The following is a 19,085-nucleotide window of genomic DNA, read 5'->3' on the forward strand; positions in this document are numbered from 1 at the left end:
AAAACAGAGACCCAATTGCTTAAAGTGATATATTCACAATTTGTCATTGCAATTAATGCAACTACCGATATCTTTAGTGTTATGAATATTAAAAGTCTCCAAGCTTTTATCCATCTTTGTGAGAGTAAAAGCTTCAGTAAAACCGCGACCGCGATGCACGTCAGTGCCTCCGCACTTAGTCGTCAGATTCAAAAGCTTGAGCAGGATACTCATCAAAGCCTATTCTTGCGTGACAACCGATCTGTAGAGCTCACTCCAGCAGGTAAAAAGCTGCTACCGATTGCCATCAATATCGTCAGTGAATGGCAGCAGTTTCAATCTGAAAGCCAACATGGTGAAAACGAGCTCAGAGGCAAACTTCGGTTGTTTTGCTCAGTCACCGCCAGCTATAGCCATTTACCTGAACTGCTTGCGGAGTTCAGGCTGCTCTATCCGTACATCGAATTCGAACTATCGACAGGCGATCCAGCCCAAGCGATAGACAAAGTCATGAATGATGAAACGGATATCGCTATCTCTGCACTGCCTGAACTGCTCCCCGCGCGCTTGGAGTTTGAGACGATTAGTGAGATCCCCTTATCTGTTATTGCGCCAGCCGGGGTAAGCAGCTTTGGCTCTGAGCTAGCCGATGGTATGCCTGACTGGAGTAAAATCCCATTCATTGTCCCAGAAGCTGGCACCGCTCGCGAACGCGCAAATTACTGGTTCAAAAAAATGCGTATAAAGCCCAATATCTATGCTCAAGTATCCGGTCATGAGGCGATTGTTAGCATGGTGGCATTAGGATGTGGCGTCGGTATTGCGCCAGAAGTCGTCATCGTCAACAGCCCAGTCAGAGACAAGATACAGCGCTTGAAACTAGAGCCTATAAAGCCATTCAAACTCGGTGTGGTGTGTAAGCGCTCTAACTTGGATAACCAGCTACTCTCTGCATTTTGGAAAGTGGCGGAAAAGGTTTATATCCAACCATAACTTGGCTCACTGACGGTTGTGACAGAGAGGTGATACTTTATTACTCTGGTTATCGATATCATATTGCCGATTCTCTGCCCGAAAGGTTTTTACCCTTATGTCCGCATTCAAAAAAACGCTACTTGCTTCTGTTTCAATTGCTTTATTTGGCTGCTCAACGGCTCCCGATAGCGTACCTGTCTCGAACAAAAACTATTGTGCCGACCTCGTCGATAAAGAGCGCTTGCCTTTGTCTCACTACACTCAGCCTTTTGAGACTGAAATGAAAAATGGCACAGGCGTCTATGTTTTAGAGCAAGGAGCGGAAGCAATGATGTCCCGTGCTTGGTTAACAGAGCGCGCTGAAGCCTCTATCGATGTACAGTACTTTATCTTCTCAGTCGACAACGTAGGGTTGATTGCGACTGACTATCTCGTAAGAGCGGCTGAGCGAGGCATACAGGTGAGAGTTCTTGTCGATGACATCATGCTCAATGCCAAGGGAGATGAACTTCTCATGTTGGCAGCGCATGAGAACTTTGACATCAAGATATATAACCCCAACGCCAATATCGGTAAGAATATAGTTCAAAAGATGACAACTGTTATTACCGACTTTCACGGCATCAACCAACGCATGCACAATAAAGTCTTTTTAGTCGACGACCGGGTAGCGATCACTGGAGGAAGAAATATTGCCGACGAATACTTTGGGTTTGATCATGAGTACAACTTCAGAGATCGCGATGTATTCCTAGCTGGCAAAGCAGTTAACGCGATCGATACCTCCTTCGAGCAATACTGGAATAGTGAGCTCAGTGTCCCAGTCGAAGATCTCTTCAAATCCAACCCATATAACGGCAATCCTGATTTTTCACGATTGCATTCCTATGCGTGTAACCCTGAGCATTTTCATCCCGAGATCAGAGCAGAGATAGATAAGGTACCTGAGACCTTTCAGGCACTATCTAAAGAAGGGAAATTCCTATTCGTTGATAAGGTAGAGTATATAGCGGATGAGCCCGGCAAAAACGATCAACAAACGTTCTTGGGTGGAGGTAGTATCACTCGAGATAAGTTGGTCGAGCTAGCAGAGAGTGCTCAATCCTCCATTCTGATCCAAACACCCTACCTGGTCACAACCAAAAAAGATCGAGTCTTTTTACGTAGTCTTGTAGAAAAAGGCATATCCATACAGATCCTGACGAATAGCTTGGCCTCTAACGACAACCTAGCAGCCTTTAGCGGCTACCAAAGAAATAGGAAACAACTGCTGGCCACTGGGGTTGAGGTTTATGAATTTAAGCCCGATGCTAAAGTCAGGCAGCGAGTAATGACGGAACACATGTATAAAAAGCTACCGACTACGCCTATTTTTGGTCTTCACGCGAAAACAATGACGATTGATGACACCATTACCGTTGTTGGTACCTACAACCTTGACCCACGTAGTGCTAACTTGAACACGGAGAGCTTTGCCATCATCCATTCTCCAGAGATCACTGAGCATGTCTCAGCCGCTATGAAGGTGGAAATGGAGCCTGAAAATGCATGGCGGATAACTGCAGATTTCAATCCAGATAATGAAGTTAGCGTCACTAAAAGGGTCGGAGTGAAACTGCACCGAGTCGTGCCTAAGAATATCCTCTAGCTACAGCACCGTTGTTTAGCGACAAACCGCAGAAACGAAAAAGGCCCTGACCTAAGTCAGAGCCTTTAAATATGGCAGGGGTGGACTGGGTCGGCATTCCGGAGGTTTGATGGGACTTGCCACCAAGCGGGCTAGAGATTCAGAGGGACGCCTAGTTATCCCAACACATTGCTTTGAAAAAGCGAAAACAAAAAAGGCTCCGACCTAAGTCAGAGCCTTTGAATATGGCAGGGGTGGAGAGATTCGAACTCCCAACACGCGGATTTGGAATCCGCTGCTCTGCCAATTGGAGCTACACCCCTAAAGTGTTATCTAATCTATGTTATTTAATGGCTTAAATCAACACGTTAGATTCAAAAAAGCCTCGTCGTTAGACGAGGCTTCTTAATAAGTGGCGGAGTGGACGGGACTCGAACCCGCGACCCCCGGCGTGACAGGCCGGTATTCTAACCAACTGAACTACCACTCCGCAGTGGTCTATTTAAAGTCTTATCTCAATCGTGCTTTAAACAGATATTGTTCAAAGCCTGGCGATGTCCTACTCTCACATGGGGAAGCCCCACACTACCATCGGCGCTATTGCGTTTCACTTCTGAGTTCGGCATGGAGTCAGGTGGGTCCACAACGCTATGGTCGCCAAGCAAATTCTTTAATTCGGAAAGCTGTTTTCTCTTATATTAAGAGCGTGTTCTCATACACATTCAAAGTTCTTGCTTTGAGTCCATCAAAACCCTTTGGGTGTTGTATGGTTAAGCCTCACGGGCAATTAGTACAGGTTAGCTCAACGCCTCACAACGCTTACACACCCTGCCTATCAACGTTCTAGTCTCGAACAACCCTTTAGGACACTTAAAGTGCCAGGGAAGACTCATCTCAGGGCTCGCTTCCCGCTTAGATGCTTTCAGCGGTTATCGATTCCGAACTTAGCTACCGGGCAATGCGTCTGGCGACACAACCCGAACACCAGAGGTTCGTCCACTCCGGTCCTCTCGTACTAGGAGCAGCCCCCTTCAATCTTCCAACGCCCACGGCAGATAGGGACCGAACTGTCTCACGACGTTCTAAACCCAGCTCGCGTACCACTTTAAATGGCGAACAGCCATACCCTTGGGACCGACTTCAGCCCCAGGATGTGATGAGCCGACATCGAGGTGCCAAACACCGCCGTCGATATGAACTCTTGGGCGGTATCAGCCTGTTATCCCCGGAGTACCTTTTATCCGTTGAGCGATGGCCCTTCCATTCAGAACCACCGGATCACTATGACCTGCTTTCGCACCTGCTCGAATTGTCATTCTCGCAGTCAAGCGGGCTTATGCCATTGCACTAACCTCACGATGTCCAACCGTGATTAGCCCACCTTCGTGCTCCTCCGTTACTCTTTGGGAGGAGACCGCCCCAGTCAAACTACCCACCAGGCACTGTCCGCAGCCCCGATAAGGGGCCGACGTTAGAACATCAACACTACAAGGGTGGTATTTCAAGGACGGCTCCACTAATACTGGCGTACTAGTTTCCAAAGCCTCCCACCTATCCTACACATGTAGGGTCAATGTTCAGTGCCAAGCTGTAGTAAAGGTTCACGGGGTCTTTCCGTCTAGCCGCGGGTACACTGCATCTTCACAGCGATTTCAATTTCACTGAGTCTCGGGTGGAGACAGCGTGGCCATCATTACGCCATTCGTGCAGGTCGGAACTTACCCGACAAGGAATTTCGCTACCTTAGGACCGTTATAGTTACGGCCGCCGTTTACCGGGGCTTCGATCAAGAGCTTCGACCTAAGTCTAACCCCATCAATTAACCTTCCGGCACCGGGCAGGCGTCACACCGTATACGTCATCTTACGATTTTGCACAGTGCTGTGTTTTTAATAAACAGTTGCAGCCACCTGGTATCTGCGACTCCCCATAGCTCCATCCGCAAGGGACTTCACCGCGAGGAGCGTACCTTCTCCCGAAGTTACGGTACCATTTTGCCTAGTTCCTTCACCCGAGTTCTCTCAAGCGCCTTGGTATTCTCTACCCGACCACCTGTGTCGGTTTGGGGTACGATTCCTTACAATCTGAAGCTTAGAGGCTTTTCCTGGAAGCATGGCATCAATGACTTCACTACCGTAGTAGCTCGACATCGTGTCTCAGCCTTAAAAAGAGCCGGATTTACCTAACTCTTAAGCCTACGCACTTGAACCTGGACAACCGTCGCCAGGCCCACCTAGCCTTCTCCGTCCCCCCATCGCAATTGTAAGAAGTACGGGAATATTAACCCGTTTCCCATCGACTACGCCTTTCGGCCTCGCCTTAGGGGTCGACTCACCCTGCCCCGATTAACGTTGGACAGGAACCCTTGGTCTTCCGGCGAGGAGGTTTTTCACCCCCTTTATCGTTACTCATGTCAGCATTCGCACTTCTGATACCTCCAGCAGACCTTACAATCCACCTTCAACGGCTTACAGAACGCTCCCCTACCCAATATACAAAGTATATTGCCGCAGCTTCGGTTTATAGCTTAGCCCCGTTACATCTTCCGCGCAGGCCGACTCGACTAGTGAGCTATTACGCTTTCTTTAAATGATGGCTGCTTCTAAGCCAACATCCTAGCTGTCTAAGCCTTCCCACATCGTTTCCCACTTAGCTATAATTTGGGACCTTAGCTGGCGGTCTGGGTTGTTTCCCTCTCCACGACGGACGTTAGCACCCGCCGTGTGTCTCCCGGATAGTACTTACTGGTATTCGGAGTTTGCAAAGGGTTGGTAAGTCGGGATGACCCCCTAGCCTTAACAGTGCTCTACCCCCAGTAGTATTCGTCCGAGGCTCTACCTAAATAGATTTCGGGGAGAACCAGCTATCTCCAGGTTTGATTGGCCTTTCACCCCTAGCCACAAGTCATCCGCTAATTTTTCAACATTAGTCGGTTCGGTCCTCCAGTTGATGTTACTCAACCTTCAACCTGCCCATGGCTAGATCACCTGGTTTCGGGTCTATATCCAGAGACTGAACGCCCAGTTAAGACTCGGTTTCCCTACGGCTCCCCTAAACGGTTAACCTTGCCACTGAATATAAGTCGCTGACCCATTATACAAAAGGTACGCAGTCACACCACGAAGGTGCTCCTACTGCTTGTACGTACACGGTTTCAGGTTCTATTTCACTCCCCTCACAGGGGTTCTTTTCGCCTTTCCCTCACGGTACTGGTTCACTATCGGTCAGTCAGTAGTATTTAGCCTTGGAGGATGGTCCCCCCATATTCAGACAGGATATCACGTGTCCCGCCCTACTCGATTTCACTGATGATGAGATGTCGGTTACGGGGCTATCACCCTGTATCGCGGCACTTTCCAGAGCCTTCACCTGTCTCATTAAAAGCTTAAGGGCTAATCCAATTTCGCTCGCCGCTACTTTCGGAATCTCGGTTGATTTCTCTTCCTCGGGGTACTTAGATGTTTCAGTTCCCCCGGTTCGCCTCGCTGAGCTATGTATTCACTCAGCGATACCTACTTATGCAGGTGGGTTTCCCCATTCAGGAATCTCAGACTCACAGGTTATTACTACCTAATCTGAGCTTATCGCAAGTTATTACGCCTTTCATCGCCTCTGACTGCCAAGGCATCCACCGTGTACGCTTAGTCACTTAACCATACAACCCCAAAGGGTCTTTGTTACGTAACCAAAGTTGTCTGCAATTTTTATACATGATGCAGACTCGATTTTGCCGGACTCAAATTCCAAGAACACTTGAATGTGTTGGTACCTACATCTTTCGATATAGGATTTGAGAACTTTTAATTGAATAAGAACAATCAATTCTTATTCGTCAGCTTTCCAAATTTTTAAAGAGCATGTTTTCTACAGCAATAAAGCTTTCGAAACCATTTTTAAGAGCACTTAAAGCTTTTCTTTTAAAAGAAATGCGCTTAAAGATGGTGGGCGATACCGGGCTCGAACCAGTGACCCCCTCCTTGTAAGGGAGGTGCTCTCCCAACTGAGCTAATCGCCCACGAAAATCATTCCGTGGAATGTTCAAGAATGGTGGAGCTAAGCAGGATCGAACTGCTGACCTCCTGCGTGCAAGGCAGGCGCTCTCCCAGCTGAGCTATAGCCCCATTTCTTGAGAGTTCCTTCAAAGAAGGAATGGTGGGTCGTGCAGGATTCGAACCTGCGACCAATTGATTAAAAGTCAACTGCTCTACCAACTGAGCTAACGACCCAATGGTATCCCGTAGGGGAGTCGAACCCCTGTTACCGCCGTGAAAGGGCGGTGTCCTAGGCCTCTAGACGAACGGGACACTAAGCAGTAAGTGTTGGGCACTTACTATTTTCTGCTTTCGCTTTTCAGCAAAAACAAAATCTCTTTATCTTTACAAACCTAATCAATCTGTGTGAACACTCATCGCAATAATCTATTCGTATAAGGAGGTGATCCAGCCCCAGGTTCCCCTAGGGCTACCTTGTTACGACTTCACCCCAGTCATGAACCACAAAGTGGTGAGCGTCCTCCCGAAGGTTAAACTACCCACTTCTTTTGCAGCCCACTCCCATGGTGTGACGGGCGGTGTGTACAAGGCCCGGGAACGTATTCACCGTGGCATTCTGATCCACGATTACTAGCGATTCCGACTTCATGGAGTCGAGTTGCAGACTCCAATCCGGACTACGACGCACTTTTTGGGATTCGCTCACTTTCGCAAGTTGGCCGCCCTCTGTATGCGCCATTGTAGCACGTGTGTAGCCCTACTCGTAAGGGCCATGATGACTTGACGTCGTCCCCACCTTCCTCCGGTTTATCACCGGCAGTCTCCCTGGAGTTCCCACCCGAAGTGCTGGCAAACAAGGATAAGGGTTGCGCTCGTTGCGGGACTTAACCCAACATTTCACAACACGAGCTGACGACAGCCATGCAGCACCTGTCTCTCAGTTCCCGAAGGCACAAGACTGTCTCCAGTCTCTTCTGAGGATGTCAAGAGTAGGTAAGGTTCTTCGCGTTGCATCGAATTAAACCACATGCTCCACCGCTTGTGCGGGCCCCGTCAATTCATTTGAGTTTTAATCTTGCGACCGTACTCCCCAGGCGGTCTACTTAACGCGTTAGCTCCGAAAGCCACGGCTCAAGGCCACAACCTCCAAGTAGACATCGTTTACGGCGTGGACTACCAGGGTATCTAATCCTGTTTGCTCCCCACGCTTTCGCATCTGAGTGTCAGTATCTGTCCAGGGGGCCGCCTTCGCCACCGGTATTCCTTCAGATCTCTACGCATTTCACCGCTACACCTGAAATTCTACCCCCCCTCTACAGTACTCTAGTCAGCCAGTTTCAAATGCAGTTCCGAGGTTGAGCCCCGGGCTTTCACATCTGACTTAACTAACCACCTGCATGCGCTTTACGCCCAGTAATTCCGATTAACGCTCGCACCCTCCGTATTACCGCGGCTGCTGGCACGGAGTTAGCCGGTGCTTCTTCTGCAGCTAACGTCAAATGATGCCGCTATTAACGACACCACCTTCCTCACTGCTGAAAGTGCTTTACAACCCGAAGGCCTTCTTCACACACGCGGCATGGCTGCATCAGGCTTGCGCCCATTGTGCAATATTCCCCACTGCTGCCTCCCGTAGGAGTCTGGACCGTGTCTCAGTTCCAGTGTGGCTGATCATCCTCTCAGACCAGCTAGGGATCGTCGCCTTGGTGAGCCATTACCTCACCAACTAGCTAATCCCACCTGGGCATATCCTGACGCGAGAGGCCCGAAGGTCCCCCTCTTTGAGCCGAAGCTATTATGCGGTATTAGCCATCGTTTCCAATGGTTATCCCCCACATCAGGGCAATTTCCCAGGCATTACTCACCCGTCCGCCGCTCGACGCCGTTAACGTCCCCCGAAGGTTCAGTTAACTCGTTTCCGCTCGACTTGCATGTGTTAGGCCTGCCGCCAGCGTTCAATCTGAGCCATGATCAAACTCTTCAATTTAAGATTTTGTTCGGCTCAATGAATACTGAACATTACATAAAAGTAATGTTTGAATTGACTGTGCTGAATCTTTCGATTCAATGGTCACTTCGTTTCATTGAAACCTAATTTGATACCGCTCTTTATTAAGAGAAATATCTAATTTGATTATCATCAACGAGTGCCCACACAGATTGATAGGTTTATATTGTTAAAGAGCTTGTTTCGAGCTTCGGACTAAGCATCCCTCTCAAAACGGATGGCCATTTTAGCGAGATAAGTTTTCGTGTCAACCACTTTTTTCAACTTATTTTGCTAAGCTTCTTAGAAGCTTGTGACCTTCTGACTCGTTGGGGATTTCGTTGTCCTTTCCCGTGTCAGCGAGGGGGCATTATAGAGATCGAAATCACATTGGCAATACCCTAAATGCAGTTTTTTCGCATTTTTTGTTTGTATGGTTATTTTTTGTGCTTTGGCGCTGTAAATTACTGCAATAACTCGCCAAAATAGCCCCATTCCACAGATTTAGAGACTGATATGACTTCAATTCGCAGTTACAAGGGCATAAAGCCACAATTAGACAGCTCCGTCTATGTAGATGAAACCAGTGTTATCGTCGGTGATGTCCGCTTTGGTAAAGATGCCAGTGTTTGGCCCCTAGTGTCAGCGCGTGGTGATGTGAACCATATAGAAATCGGTGAGCGCACTAATATCCAAGACAACAGCGTATTGCACGTTACCCATAAGAATGCGGAAAACCCTGAAGGCTACCCATTACTCATAGGTAATGACGTGACTATCGGTCATAAAGTAATGCTACACGGCTGCACCATCAAAGATAGGGTTCTTGTGGGCATGGGGAGCATCGTACTTGATGGCGCAACCATTGAGTCCGATGTGATGATAGGAGCAGGTTCGCTGGTGCCACCTAATAAAGTTTTAGAAAGTGGCTACCTCTATGTAGGCAGCCCGGTCAAACAGGCTCGTCCTTTAACCGATAAAGAAAGAGCCTTTTTGCTGCGCTCTGCCAATAACTATGTGCAGAACAAAAATGACTATATGCAGGAAGTAACGATCATTCGTTAGTTAATGATAATGCGTCCCTGTTCATCGAAAGCCTCATCTTCAACGAGGCTTTCAGCTATCTCTTCTATATCAAAGCGCGCCGCTTCAAACTGCTCGAAGGCGTTTTCCTTTGAAACCTCACTGGAGTTATTAAGCTTACCCAGCTTGTCCAGACTCACCAAACAGATAATCAACATTCCAGCCTGCTGAGCATGAAACTCAACCATGCCGGCTTCCTCATTCCAAGTAAGCTGGTCAGAAAACAAAATGGACTGATTCATTCGATTAACCTTCTAGGTTCTTTCTTAGTTCTCGTAATATCTGCTTAGTACCCGGTCTCAAACCTCGCCATAGCATGAAGCTTTCGGCCGCTTGCCCAACTAACATACCTAAACCATCATAAGCGAATCTTGCGCCAGAGTCCTTGGCCCATTGATTGAATGTCGTGAGCCCTTGACCATAAGTCATGTCATAACTCACGGTGTGGTTAGCAAAGATAGCACTGCTAACATCAGGAAGCTGTTTATAGAGACTGGTAGAAGAAGAGTTGATGACCACATCATAAGCGTTTGCTATATCGCTCATTGGCACCGCTGCAATTGGGCCAAACTCATCAAAAAGCTCAGAGAGCTGCTGTGCTTTTTCAAAAGTACGGTTGGTGATGGTTATAGATGCGGGCTTTTGATCGAGAAGTGGCTTGAGAACACCTCGAGCAGCACCACCAGCACCAATCACTAATATGGAGGCGCCTTCTAACTGAACTTGGTGTTGTAGCAGATCTTGAACTAAGCCTTCGCCGTCGGTGTTATCTCCAATGATTTCGCCGTCATCAAGTTTCTTGAGCGTATTGACCGCACCGGCAAGCTGCGCGCGCTCGGTCAGACGACCTGCGAACTGATAAGCGTCTTCTTTAAATGGTGCGGTAATGTTGCACCCTTTACCACCCGATAGAAAAAAGTCCGTTGCCGCTTGCTTGAAGCCTTCAGGTTCTGGCTCTTGGCGACCATACTCTAGGTTTTGCGAGGTTTGTCGTGCGAAAAGTGTATGAATATACGGTGACTTACTTTGTGAAATGGGGTTACCAAATACAACGTACTGATCGGGCTTGCTCATGTCTGTGCCTACTGTCCTTGCCTAATGGGTGCCGAAAGGTATAGCTCGACACTATCATTTCGACACACATTCGCCAAGTTGAACTGTGGCTATCCGCTCGACTACCACTCTCTAGGTTTTAGATAGTCGCTGTACAGTTTCGCCTCGGCACTTCCCTCTTCGGGTTGGTAACTGTATTCCCAACGAGCCAATGGAGGCATCGACATCAGAATGGACTCTGTACGGCCGCCACTTTGCAAGCCAAACAGCGTCCCACGATCATAAACAAGGTTAAACTCTACATAGCGTCCGCGACGATACAGTTGGAAATTACGCTCGCGTTCACCGTAAGACTCATCTTTGCGCTTCTCGACTATAGGCAAGTAAGCATCGGTATACCCATTACCTACCGCCTGCATGTAGGCAAATGAGCGTTCAAATCCCCACTGATTGAGATCATCAAAGAATAAGCCACCTACACCGCGAGTTTCATTTCGATGTGGCAAGAAGAAGTAATCATCACACCATTTTTTATGCTCTGCATAGACGTCTTCACCAAATGGCTGACAGATTTGCTTAGCGGTATCATGCCAGTGCTGGCAATCCTCTTCGAACGGATAAAACGGTGTCAGGTCAAAGCCTCCACCAAACCACCAAATCGGATCTTCCCCCTCTTTTTCTGCAATAAAAAAGCGCACATTGGCATGTGAGGTAGGGATATAAGGGTTTTTAGGGTGAATAACTAACGAAACCCCCATCGCTTCAAACTTACGCCCGGCTAACTCTGGTCGATGAGCCGTTGCGGAAGCGGGCATCTTGTCACCAAACACGTGTGAGAAGTTCACGCCGCCTTGCTCAAACACGTGGCCGTCTTTCATCACTCGGCTGCGACCACCGCCACCTTGTTCACGTTGCCACTCATCTTGTTGAAAGACAGCAACACCATCTTGTTGCTCGAGTTTTTGGCAGATATCGTCTTGAAGCTGAAGTAAAAACGCTTTGACTTGATGTTTATCGACTTGCTGCACAGGGTCTCCTTAGCCTTGTCGTAGTACTTTTAAGGTGCGCGCATCGCGGATTTCACTAGGCTTGTTTCGACCGCCCGTTTCACCCTCGAGAATAGCCGCTAATCGGTCACCGAGCTGATCTTTCACTTCTTCTGTCGTCATGCATGATGGCATGCCGGAAAGGTTAGCACTGGTTGATGTAATCGGCTTGCCGTAGGCCAAGCACAGTTTTTGCACCAGTTGATGGTCGGTCACACGCACCGCAATAGTATCAAAAGCACCGCTTAACCAAGAAGAGACTCGCGAGCTGGCTGGCATGATCCAGGTATAAGGCCCTGGCCAGGTCTGTTGAACACTCTCAAGTTGTTGCTGCGTTAGTTGTGTTTCATCTATATAGGGACGCAGCTGTTCAAAGTTGGCCGCGATGAGGATAAGACCCTTCTCTACCGGACGCTCTTTAACAGCCAGCAGCTTTTCAATCGCCTTAGTATCATCTGGATCGCACCCAACACCGAACACGCCTTCCGTTGGATAAGCAATTACTTCACCGGATTGAAGCGCCGCAACTGTGGTTTGAAAATTATCCACCGAGACTTCCTTTTATTAAAAGCTAAACAATTATTTTACATTTCAACGGCACTATGCTCAAAAGCCGAGTGAGAATCCAGAAAAAAACACAAAATTCACCCACGCAAACGTTTTCCTAAGAAAAAAATCCTCGTATAATGCGCGCAAATTAGTCCATTTGCACACGCCTTGAAGGAGCTTCGGATGAAAGTCGGCATTATTATGGGTTCAAAATCAGATTGGCCAACCATGAAACTTGCAGCAGAAATGCTGGATCAGTTTGGTGTGGATTATGAAACCAAGGTTGTTTCTGCTCACCGTACACCGCAACTACTCGCTGACTACGCGACCTCTGCTAAAGAGCGTGGCATCTCAGTTATCATCGCCGGCGCAGGCGGTGCTGCACACCTTCCGGGCATGGCTGCAGCATTCACAAGCGTTCCTGTATTAGGCGTTCCAGTTCAAAGCCGTGCCTTAAAGGGCATGGATTCATTACTGTCTATCGTGCAAATGCCAAAAGGCATTGCGGTTGGCACACTGGCAATTGGTGAAGCAGGTGCAGCAAATGCCGGTATCCTAGCAGCGCAAATCATTGGTGTTCACGATAATGCCGTGATGGAAAAAGTTGAAGCGTTCCGCAGCCAACAAACAGAAACCGTACTTGCTAACCCAGATCCTTCTGAGGACTAACAATGAAACATGTACTGGTTCTAGGGGCCGGACAACTGGCACGTATGATGTCACTGGCTGGCGCTCCATTGAATATTCAAATCTCCGCGTTTGACGTGCGTAGCGAGAATATCGTTCACCCACTAACACTTGAAGTTTTGGGTAACGGTCTAGAGCAGGCGATCGCTCAAGCTGATGTGATTACCGCTGAGTTCGAACATATTCCACATGACGTGCTCGCAATCTGTGAGAAGAGTGGCAAGTTCCTACCTTCGACAGAGGCCATCAAAGCCGGTGGTGACCGTCGCATAGAGAAAGCACTTCTCGACAATGCCGGAGTGAAGAACGCTAAATACGCTGTCATCAACACACGTGATGATTTCGACGCGGCCATTGAGCATGTTGGTCTTCCAATGGTGCTCAAAAGCGCTTTAGGCGGATACGATGGTAAAGGCCAGTGGCGATTGAAAACGCTTGATGACGTCGATGCTATCTGGACCGAAATGGCACAGTGCATTGCTGAATCAGACAGCCAAGCCATTGTTGCCGAGGAATTCGTTCCTTTCCAACGCGAAGTCTCATTGGTTGGTGCTCGCAACAAACAAGGTGAGATTGCTATCTATCCACTGGCGGAAAATGTGCACACCAATGGCGTATTGACACTATCTACTGCGATTGATGAACCTGAACTTCAAGCACAAGCGGCGCAAATGTTTACCGCTGTTGCGGAGTCTCTGAACTATGTGGGTGTACTCGCGCTTGAATTTTTCGATGTCAATGGTCAATTGCTTGTCAACGAGATCGCTCCTCGCGTGCACAACTCTGGGCACTGGACTCAGCAAGGTGCTGATACCTGTCAGTTCGAAAACCACCTGCGCGCAGTATGCGATATGCCGCTGGGCTCGACACAAGCCATTCGCGCGACATCAATGGTAAACATTTTAGGTGAAGATACCCTGCCAGAAGCCGTGCATGCTCTGACTGGCTGTCACGTGCACTGGTATGGTAAAGACAAACGCGCTGGTCGCAAGATGGGTCACATTAATGTGACTGCAGACGACAAAGCCGCGTTAAAAGCACAGCTGCTTGCGTTGTCTGAACTCCTAGATGAGACGGCATTTCCTGCACTTAAACCTGCCGCTGAAGCACTTTAAGCTTGGTTGTACTCTAGAATTTAAAACGGCTCCCATTGGGAGCCGTTTTGTTATTCGCTTGCTTGCACTTTATGGCAGCGCCTTGAAGCGCACTCGAGCACCGTACCCGATGCCCGCTTCTTTTCTACCAGCAACTCAAAACCACAATATTGACAGTACCCCTCGACTGGAGGGTGATTAACTGCGAACTTACACTTCGGATACTGATCACAGGCATAAAAGGCCTTGCCGAAGCGAGACTTTCTCTCTGTCAGCGCGCCTTTCGCACATTCTGGGCAGGAGACCGACGCTTGCGTTGGCTGCTCTGGCTCTTCTTGCTTGTTAGGTGATTGAATGAAATGACATTCTGGGTAGTTACTGCAGCCGATAAACATCCCAAATCGTCCTTGGCGCAACAGTAGCTCTGAGCCACAGTCAGGGCACGCTACACCTAACTCTTTGATGATATGACCATCATTTTGATGCAAGGGTTTAATGTAATCGCAACTAGGGTACTGATCGCAACCTAGAAAAGGGCCGTGTTTGCCATTTTTAAGGATCAGCTTACCAGCGTCACATTGAGGACACGGCTCATGATCCAGTGCATGCTCATGAGCCGAGAAAAGTTGATTGTCGATTTTACCACTCATGGTGTTCTCTTAACGCAAGCAACCCAATTGATTGGGCTGGGAGGATTAATGCACCACACCTCGTTCAGCGGTGTAGATGAGTTCTTCCATGAGAGTGTACGCGTTTTCGTTGCCTGGAACATTGAACAAAACCATTAAAATGATCCATTTCAGGTCATCGAGCTCAAAGTCGTTGGTTTCCAGTCCCATTACACGGTCGATAACCATTTCACGAGTTTCTGTGGTCAGTACACCAATCTGTTCTAGGAACATCAATAGTCCACGACTTTTCACATCCATGCGCGTCATTTCTTGAGCGGTGTAGATCCGTGTCGAGGTCGCGGCACTCATCGCAATGGCGGAGTGATTGTCGGTGTTTTGCAGCTCAGCTAGATCCTCAAGCCATTCGAGTGCCTTGTAGATATCTTTTTGCTTAAAGCCTGCTCTTAACAGCTCATCCTCAAGTTCGTCTTGGTCTACCTGCAGATCTGCATCGCTATGCACGTAGGTTTCGAACAGGTACATCAGTATGTCCATCATCATAGCTAGCCTCTCCCCTTAAGAATATAACCACCGTTTACAGCAACAACATGACCCGATAATTCGAGCTCTAAAAGCTGTTGCATGACCTCTTGAACAGGAATATGGGTCTTTTGCGCCAAAATATCAACCGGCGTTGCCTCTATTCCTACGTTAGCCAACAGATCTGCAAATGGCAATTCTTCTTTATCAATAACTTGGTCAAAAAGTGTTGGTTGTACTTTTTTAGACCAGTTAGACAGAGATTCTATTTCACACAATACATCTTCAACATTTTGTACGAGACAGGCACCGGCTCGTATTAATGAATGACACCCCGAGTGATAGGCATGGCGAATGGAACCGGGAATAGCAAAAACTTCACGTCCTTGCTCCGCTGCATATTTTGCGGTTATCAGTGAGCCACTTTTTTCTGCCGCTTCCACCACCACAACACCGAGCGATAACCCGCTGACAATTCTATTTCGTCTCGGAAAGTACTCGGCTCTCGGCTTTATCCACGGAAGGTGTTCACTCACCAAGGCTCCGTGCTGAGCAACCCTTTGCGCGAGGGAACGGTGGCGGGCTGGATAAATAGAGCCTAGCCCTGAGCCCAATACCGCTATGGTTTTCCCGCATGCATCTAGTGCTCCCTGATGAGCATGGCCATCAATTCCGAGTGCCAGACCGCTTGTTACACAATAGCCATATCGAACAAACTCAGCCGCAAAGCTGCGCGCAGTCTCGAGCCCGCCTGTACTGGCATTTCGGCTGCCTACCATGGCGATCTGCTGCTCGGACAACACACTCACATCGCCTTGGACATAAAGAATAGGAGGACAGCCCTTAGACTCACGCAATAATGGCGGATAGTGCTCATCTTGATGGGTTAAGATGTGGTTGTCAGCACCACTGCTCCATTCCATCGCTTTATATGCAAGCTCAACTGACTTACGCCGAATAAAGCTCACTTGATTTGGCTTGAGCCCTATCGCAGATAAGGTTTGTTCATCTGACTCCACAATGTTGCGTGGGTCATCAACGGCTAGCAGCTTATAAAACGTGACGGGACCAATTCCCGGACACAGGGAAAGGCGAAGCCAAGCGACTCTTGTATTATCATCCATAGCATTCATCCATACCTTTCATCGATAGCATGGTCCATTAACTGGTCGGTGTTTTATCAGGATTGGCCACGATAGTTTGGCGAGTAATGGGCTCACTGGCCTCGGTAATGAGAGCGATACTGAAAAACGGATAGCTGCGAATCACCACAAGATGCCCAATTTCTATCGTCGGTAATTGTTGTGATAGCCCTTCTTGGTAGGTGTCAGTCAATCCGTGCTCCCCTTGAGCGAACTGAAACGCCTGTGCCGGTCTCACCAGTGTGTAGCTACTCCCTTGCTCAATACCAGACACAAACCCGTGATTAAGTACCACCGCCTGACCTCGAACCGCATAATGGGTGGCTTCCATCATGCCAACAATAGCAAGTCCATCGACGGGTATTCCGGCGTGAGGTTCGAAAGATTGGAGGTGTTCAGGCGTTTGAATCGACGACAGAGGAATCACCACATCCTGCTGTTTAACTTCATGAATGAGCCTTTCAATCTCAAGCGTTGTGATGTCAGCACTCTGTGATTTAGTCTTCGCGACTGCCACCATCCTAACCTGCTGCATACTGTACTCTGGTTGCAATGCAGAGAATGTTTGGCTTACGCGGTAAATGGCCCAATCGGTCTCATTACCTTGATAGTTGATATAAACATCATCTTGCGCGGTGACATACTTTAGCCCGTTGCTGGAGCCAATCACTTTGGGAAAATCTCGCAGCTCACTACTTAAGACCAATCCTTCTGTGCGTGTATAGCGAGCTTGCGTTATCGCGTTAATTGCAGCGATCGGTGCTTTGCTAGCGATTTGAATACTCGGCGATAGCTTCTCAAGTTTTTTACGAGTCAATCTTGGCTGGCCATCGACCCAGCTCAGCGACAATCGATCACCAGGATAAATAAGGTGTGGATTATGGATATGTCGATTCTTGCCCCAGAGTTCAGGCCAGCGCCACGGAGAGTGCAGATAAAGGCTGGAAATAGCCCAGAGCGTGTCGCCCTTTTTCACTTGGTAGAGTGAAGGGGCTTGGTCTTTTAAGGTGAGTGAATTATCAGCGAGGGAGGGAAAACCTAAAACGAGCGTGACGACAACAATGTAACCCCTCAATAACAGCACATTTCCCTGCTTCATACACCGCAATCCTTCGCTTTGTTTCAAGGGATGCTGTCATTTAGGTTGGAAAATGTCTAGAATTGAACCAACGAAGTCCAAGCCTATTCGGCACAGTTCAACATTTTGAGTGTATATGTCTGTATTACAAGTATTAACTTTCCCGGATGATCGCCTAAGAACGGTAGCAAAGCCCGTTGAAGCGGTAACGCCGGAAATCCAAAAAATCGTCGACGACATGATTGAAACCATGTACGACGAAGAAGGTATCGGTCTGGCAGCAACCCAAGTTGACGTTCATCAGCGAATTGTTGTGATTGATATTTCAGATACTCGCGACGAGCCTATGGTTCTGATCAACCCAGAAATCACTGAAAAACGAGGTGAAGACGGCATCGAAGAAGGCTGTCTATCGGTTCCTGGCGCCCGCGCATTGGTGCCTCGCGCAGCTGAAGTCACCGTAAAAGCGCTAAACCGCGACGGTGAAGAGTTCACTTTCGATGCGGACGATCTACTGGCTATCTGTGTTCAACATGAGCTTGACCACCTAGAGGGTAAACTGTTTGTTGATTACCTATCCCCTCTAAAGCGCAAGCGTATTAAAGACAAGCTTGAAAAAATTAAGCGCTTTAACGCTAAGCAGTAATCGAATAAGAATTTAAGTTAAGAGAGGTCAGTGTGAGCCAATCATTACGTATTGTGTTTGCCGGTACTCCAGACTTCGCCGCCCGTCACCTGGCGGCGTTATTGTCTTCGGAGCACGAGGTTGTTGCTGTTTATACCCAGCCAGATCGCCCAGCAGGTCGTGGTAAAAAACTCACCGCAAGTCCTGTTAAAAACATTGCGCTTGAGCATGACATCCCGGTTTATCAGCCCGTCAATTTTAAATCTGATGAGGCAAAGCAAGAGCTAAAAGATCTTAACGCTGACATCATGGTTGTCGTGGCGTACGGTCTTCTGCTTCCTCAAGCTGTTCTAGATACACCCAAGCTTGGTTGTATCAACGTGCATGGTTCGATCTTGCCTCGCTGGCGCGGTGCCGCGCCGATTCAACGCTCTATTTGGGCGGGTGATGCAGAAACTGGTGTTACCATCATGCAGATGGATATCGGTCTTGATACTGGCGACATGCTAAAGATCGCAACGCTTCCGATTGAAGCCACCGACACCAGCGCGACTATGTACGATAAGCTCGCCGAGTTGGGCCCAGAAGCTTTGGTTGATTGTCTTGGCGATATCGCGTCAGGCAATGCCACTCCAGTAAAACAGGACGATGAGCAAGCCAATTACGCCAGTAAGCTGAGCAAAGACGAAGCTAAGATTGATTGGTCTCAAGATGCCGCGTTTATTGAGCGCTGCATTCGTGCATTTAACCCGTGGCCAATGAGTTTCTTCTCTGTTGAAGAGAACAACATCAAGGTTTGGCAATCGCGCGTTGAAGCGAATGCGACAGACGCCACACCGGGGACTATTCTTAAGGCTGATAAAACAGGAGTTTACGTCGCAACAGGCAAAGACACCTTGGTTCTGGAGCAGATTCAGATCCCAGGCAAAAAAGCCATGTCTGTGAGTGATGTTCTTAATTCCAAAGCTAGCTGGTTTGAAGTCGGTAGTATCCTAGGATAACGATACCTACCGCGTA

Annotated in this window: 15 protein-coding genes, 6 tRNA genes and 3 rRNA genes; 7 read left to right on the plus strand and 17 right to left on the minus strand. The window is 48.3% G+C overall.

What is annotated here, in order from left to right:
- Positions 1–81: 81 nt before the first annotated feature.
- A complete protein-coding gene (gene ilvY / locus AC6I8U_RS16240) occupies positions 82–972 on the plus strand; it encodes an HTH-type transcriptional activator IlvY (RefSeq protein WP_394153951.1) in 891 nt (296 codons plus the stop codon).
- 97 nt (positions 973–1,069) lie between these two features.
- A complete protein-coding gene (locus AC6I8U_RS16245; protein ID WP_498017367.1) occupies positions 1,070–2,602 on the plus strand; it encodes a phospholipase D family protein in 1,533 nt (510 codons plus the stop codon).
- A 225-nt stretch (positions 2,603–2,827) separates the two neighbouring features.
- Here the strand turns inward: AC6I8U_RS16245 and AC6I8U_RS16250 are convergent.
- The 9 genes from AC6I8U_RS16250 to AC6I8U_RS16290 form a co-directional block, all read right to left on the minus strand.
- Positions 2,828–2,904 (minus strand) — tRNA-Trp (locus AC6I8U_RS16250).
- A 90-nt stretch (positions 2,905–2,994) separates the two neighbouring features.
- A tRNA-Asp gene (locus tag AC6I8U_RS16255) sits at positions 2,995–3,071 on the minus strand.
- Positions 3,072–3,127: 56 nt separating this feature from the next.
- A 5S ribosomal RNA gene (gene rrf / locus AC6I8U_RS16260) occupies positions 3,128–3,243 on the minus strand.
- A 104-nt stretch (positions 3,244–3,347) separates the two neighbouring features.
- Positions 3,348–6,236, minus strand: a 23S ribosomal RNA gene (locus AC6I8U_RS16265).
- Positions 6,237–6,520: 284 nt separating this feature from the next.
- Positions 6,521–6,596, minus strand: a tRNA-Val gene (locus AC6I8U_RS16270).
- 30 nt (positions 6,597–6,626) lie between these two features.
- Positions 6,627–6,702, minus strand: a tRNA-Ala gene (locus AC6I8U_RS16275).
- A gap of 29 nt (positions 6,703–6,731) precedes the next feature.
- Positions 6,732–6,807, minus strand: a tRNA-Lys gene (locus tag AC6I8U_RS16280).
- 2 nt (positions 6,808–6,809) lie between these two features.
- Positions 6,810–6,885 (minus strand) — tRNA-Glu (locus AC6I8U_RS16285).
- Between the two features lie 123 nt (positions 6,886–7,008).
- Positions 7,009–8,560, minus strand: a 16S ribosomal RNA gene (locus AC6I8U_RS16290).
- Together the 16S, 23S and 5S rRNA genes with 6 tRNA genes alongside form the textbook arrangement of a ribosomal RNA operon.
- A 516-nt stretch (positions 8,561–9,076) precedes the next feature.
- Here AC6I8U_RS16290 and AC6I8U_RS16295 point away from each other — a divergent pair.
- Complete coding sequence (locus tag AC6I8U_RS16295) at positions 9,077–9,625, plus strand: gamma carbonic anhydrase family protein (RefSeq protein WP_498017368.1); 549 nt, start codon at positions 9,077–9,079, stop codon at positions 9,623–9,625.
- Here the strand turns inward: AC6I8U_RS16295 and AC6I8U_RS16300 are convergent.
- The 4 genes from AC6I8U_RS16300 to tsaC form a co-directional block, all read right to left on the minus strand.
- Positions 9,622–9,885 carry a DUF1488 family protein gene (locus AC6I8U_RS16300; protein WP_498017369.1) on the minus strand — a complete coding sequence of 88 codons (264 nt, stop codon included), beginning with the start codon at positions 9,883–9,885 and terminating at the stop codon, positions 9,622–9,624. The two genes, AC6I8U_RS16295 and AC6I8U_RS16300, sit on opposite strands and share 4 nt — an antisense overlap.
- A gap of 4 nt (positions 9,886–9,889) precedes the next feature.
- The gene (aroE, locus tag AC6I8U_RS16305) at positions 9,890–10,717 is read right to left on the minus strand and encodes a shikimate dehydrogenase (RefSeq protein ID WP_234494863.1); all 828 of its coding nucleotides are present in this window, start codon (positions 10,715–10,717) and stop codon (positions 9,890–9,892) included.
- Positions 10,718–10,818: 101 nt separating this feature from the next.
- Positions 10,819–11,724, minus strand: coding sequence for an oxygen-dependent coproporphyrinogen oxidase (hemF, locus tag AC6I8U_RS16310; RefSeq protein ID WP_498017370.1), 906 nt, complete (start codon positions 11,722–11,724; stop codon positions 10,819–10,821).
- Positions 11,725–11,733: 9 nt separating this feature from the next.
- Positions 11,734–12,291 carry an L-threonylcarbamoyladenylate synthase type 1 TsaC gene (gene tsaC / locus AC6I8U_RS16315; protein WP_446570025.1) on the minus strand — a complete coding sequence of 186 codons (558 nt, stop codon included), beginning with the start codon at positions 12,289–12,291 and terminating at the stop codon, positions 11,734–11,736.
- A 183-nt stretch (positions 12,292–12,474) separates the two neighbouring features.
- On the opposite strand from tsaC, the gene purE reads away from it, so the two are divergent.
- Together purE and AC6I8U_RS16325 are read left to right on the plus strand one after the other, a co-directional pair.
- Positions 12,475–12,960 carry a 5-(carboxyamino)imidazole ribonucleotide mutase gene (gene purE / locus AC6I8U_RS16320; protein WP_042478050.1) on the plus strand — a complete coding sequence of 162 codons (486 nt, stop codon included), beginning with the start codon at positions 12,475–12,477 and terminating at the stop codon, positions 12,958–12,960.
- 2 nt (positions 12,961–12,962) lie between these two features.
- Entirely contained in the window at positions 12,963–14,093 is a 1,131-nt protein-coding gene (locus tag AC6I8U_RS16325; protein WP_498017371.1) for a 5-(carboxyamino)imidazole ribonucleotide synthase, read from the plus strand.
- A 50-nt stretch (positions 14,094–14,143) separates the two neighbouring features.
- Here AC6I8U_RS16325 and AC6I8U_RS16330 read toward each other — a convergent pair whose 3' ends face one another.
- The 4 genes from AC6I8U_RS16330 to AC6I8U_RS16345 are packed head-to-tail and all read right to left on the minus strand — an operon-like array spanning position 14,144 to position 17,464.
- Complete coding sequence (locus AC6I8U_RS16330; protein ID WP_498017372.1) at positions 14,144–14,722, minus strand: DNA topoisomerase family protein; 579 nt, start codon at positions 14,720–14,722, stop codon at positions 14,144–14,146.
- A 45-nt stretch (positions 14,723–14,767) separates the two neighbouring features.
- Positions 14,768–15,244, minus strand: a complete 477-nt coding sequence (locus AC6I8U_RS16335) for a DUF494 family protein (protein WP_042478052.1) — start codon at positions 15,242–15,244, stop codon at positions 14,768–14,770.
- 2 nt (positions 15,245–15,246) lie between these two features.
- Positions 15,247–16,347 carry a DNA-processing protein DprA gene (gene dprA, locus AC6I8U_RS16340; RefSeq protein WP_498017373.1) on the minus strand — a complete coding sequence of 367 codons (1,101 nt, stop codon included), beginning with the start codon at positions 16,345–16,347 and terminating at the stop codon, positions 15,247–15,249.
- Between the two features lie 37 nt (positions 16,348–16,384).
- Positions 16,385–17,464: a LysM peptidoglycan-binding domain-containing protein gene (locus AC6I8U_RS16345; protein ID WP_498017374.1), complete on the minus strand. Its 1,080-nt coding sequence runs from the start codon at positions 17,462–17,464 to the stop codon at positions 16,385–16,387.
- A gap of 115 nt (positions 17,465–17,579) precedes the next feature.
- Between AC6I8U_RS16345 and def the strand changes: the two genes are divergently transcribed.
- Together def and fmt are read left to right on the plus strand one after the other, a co-directional pair.
- Entirely contained in the window at positions 17,580–18,089 is a 510-nt protein-coding gene (def, locus tag AC6I8U_RS16350; RefSeq protein ID WP_042478058.1) for a peptide deformylase, read from the plus strand.
- 32 nt (positions 18,090–18,121) lie between these two features.
- Complete coding sequence (gene fmt, locus AC6I8U_RS16355; protein WP_498017375.1) at positions 18,122–19,069, plus strand: methionyl-tRNA formyltransferase; 948 nt, start codon at positions 18,122–18,124, stop codon at positions 19,067–19,069.
- Positions 19,070–19,085: the final 16 nt, after the last annotated feature.

This window comes from Vibrio sp. KUL80, from assembly GCF_059725495.1.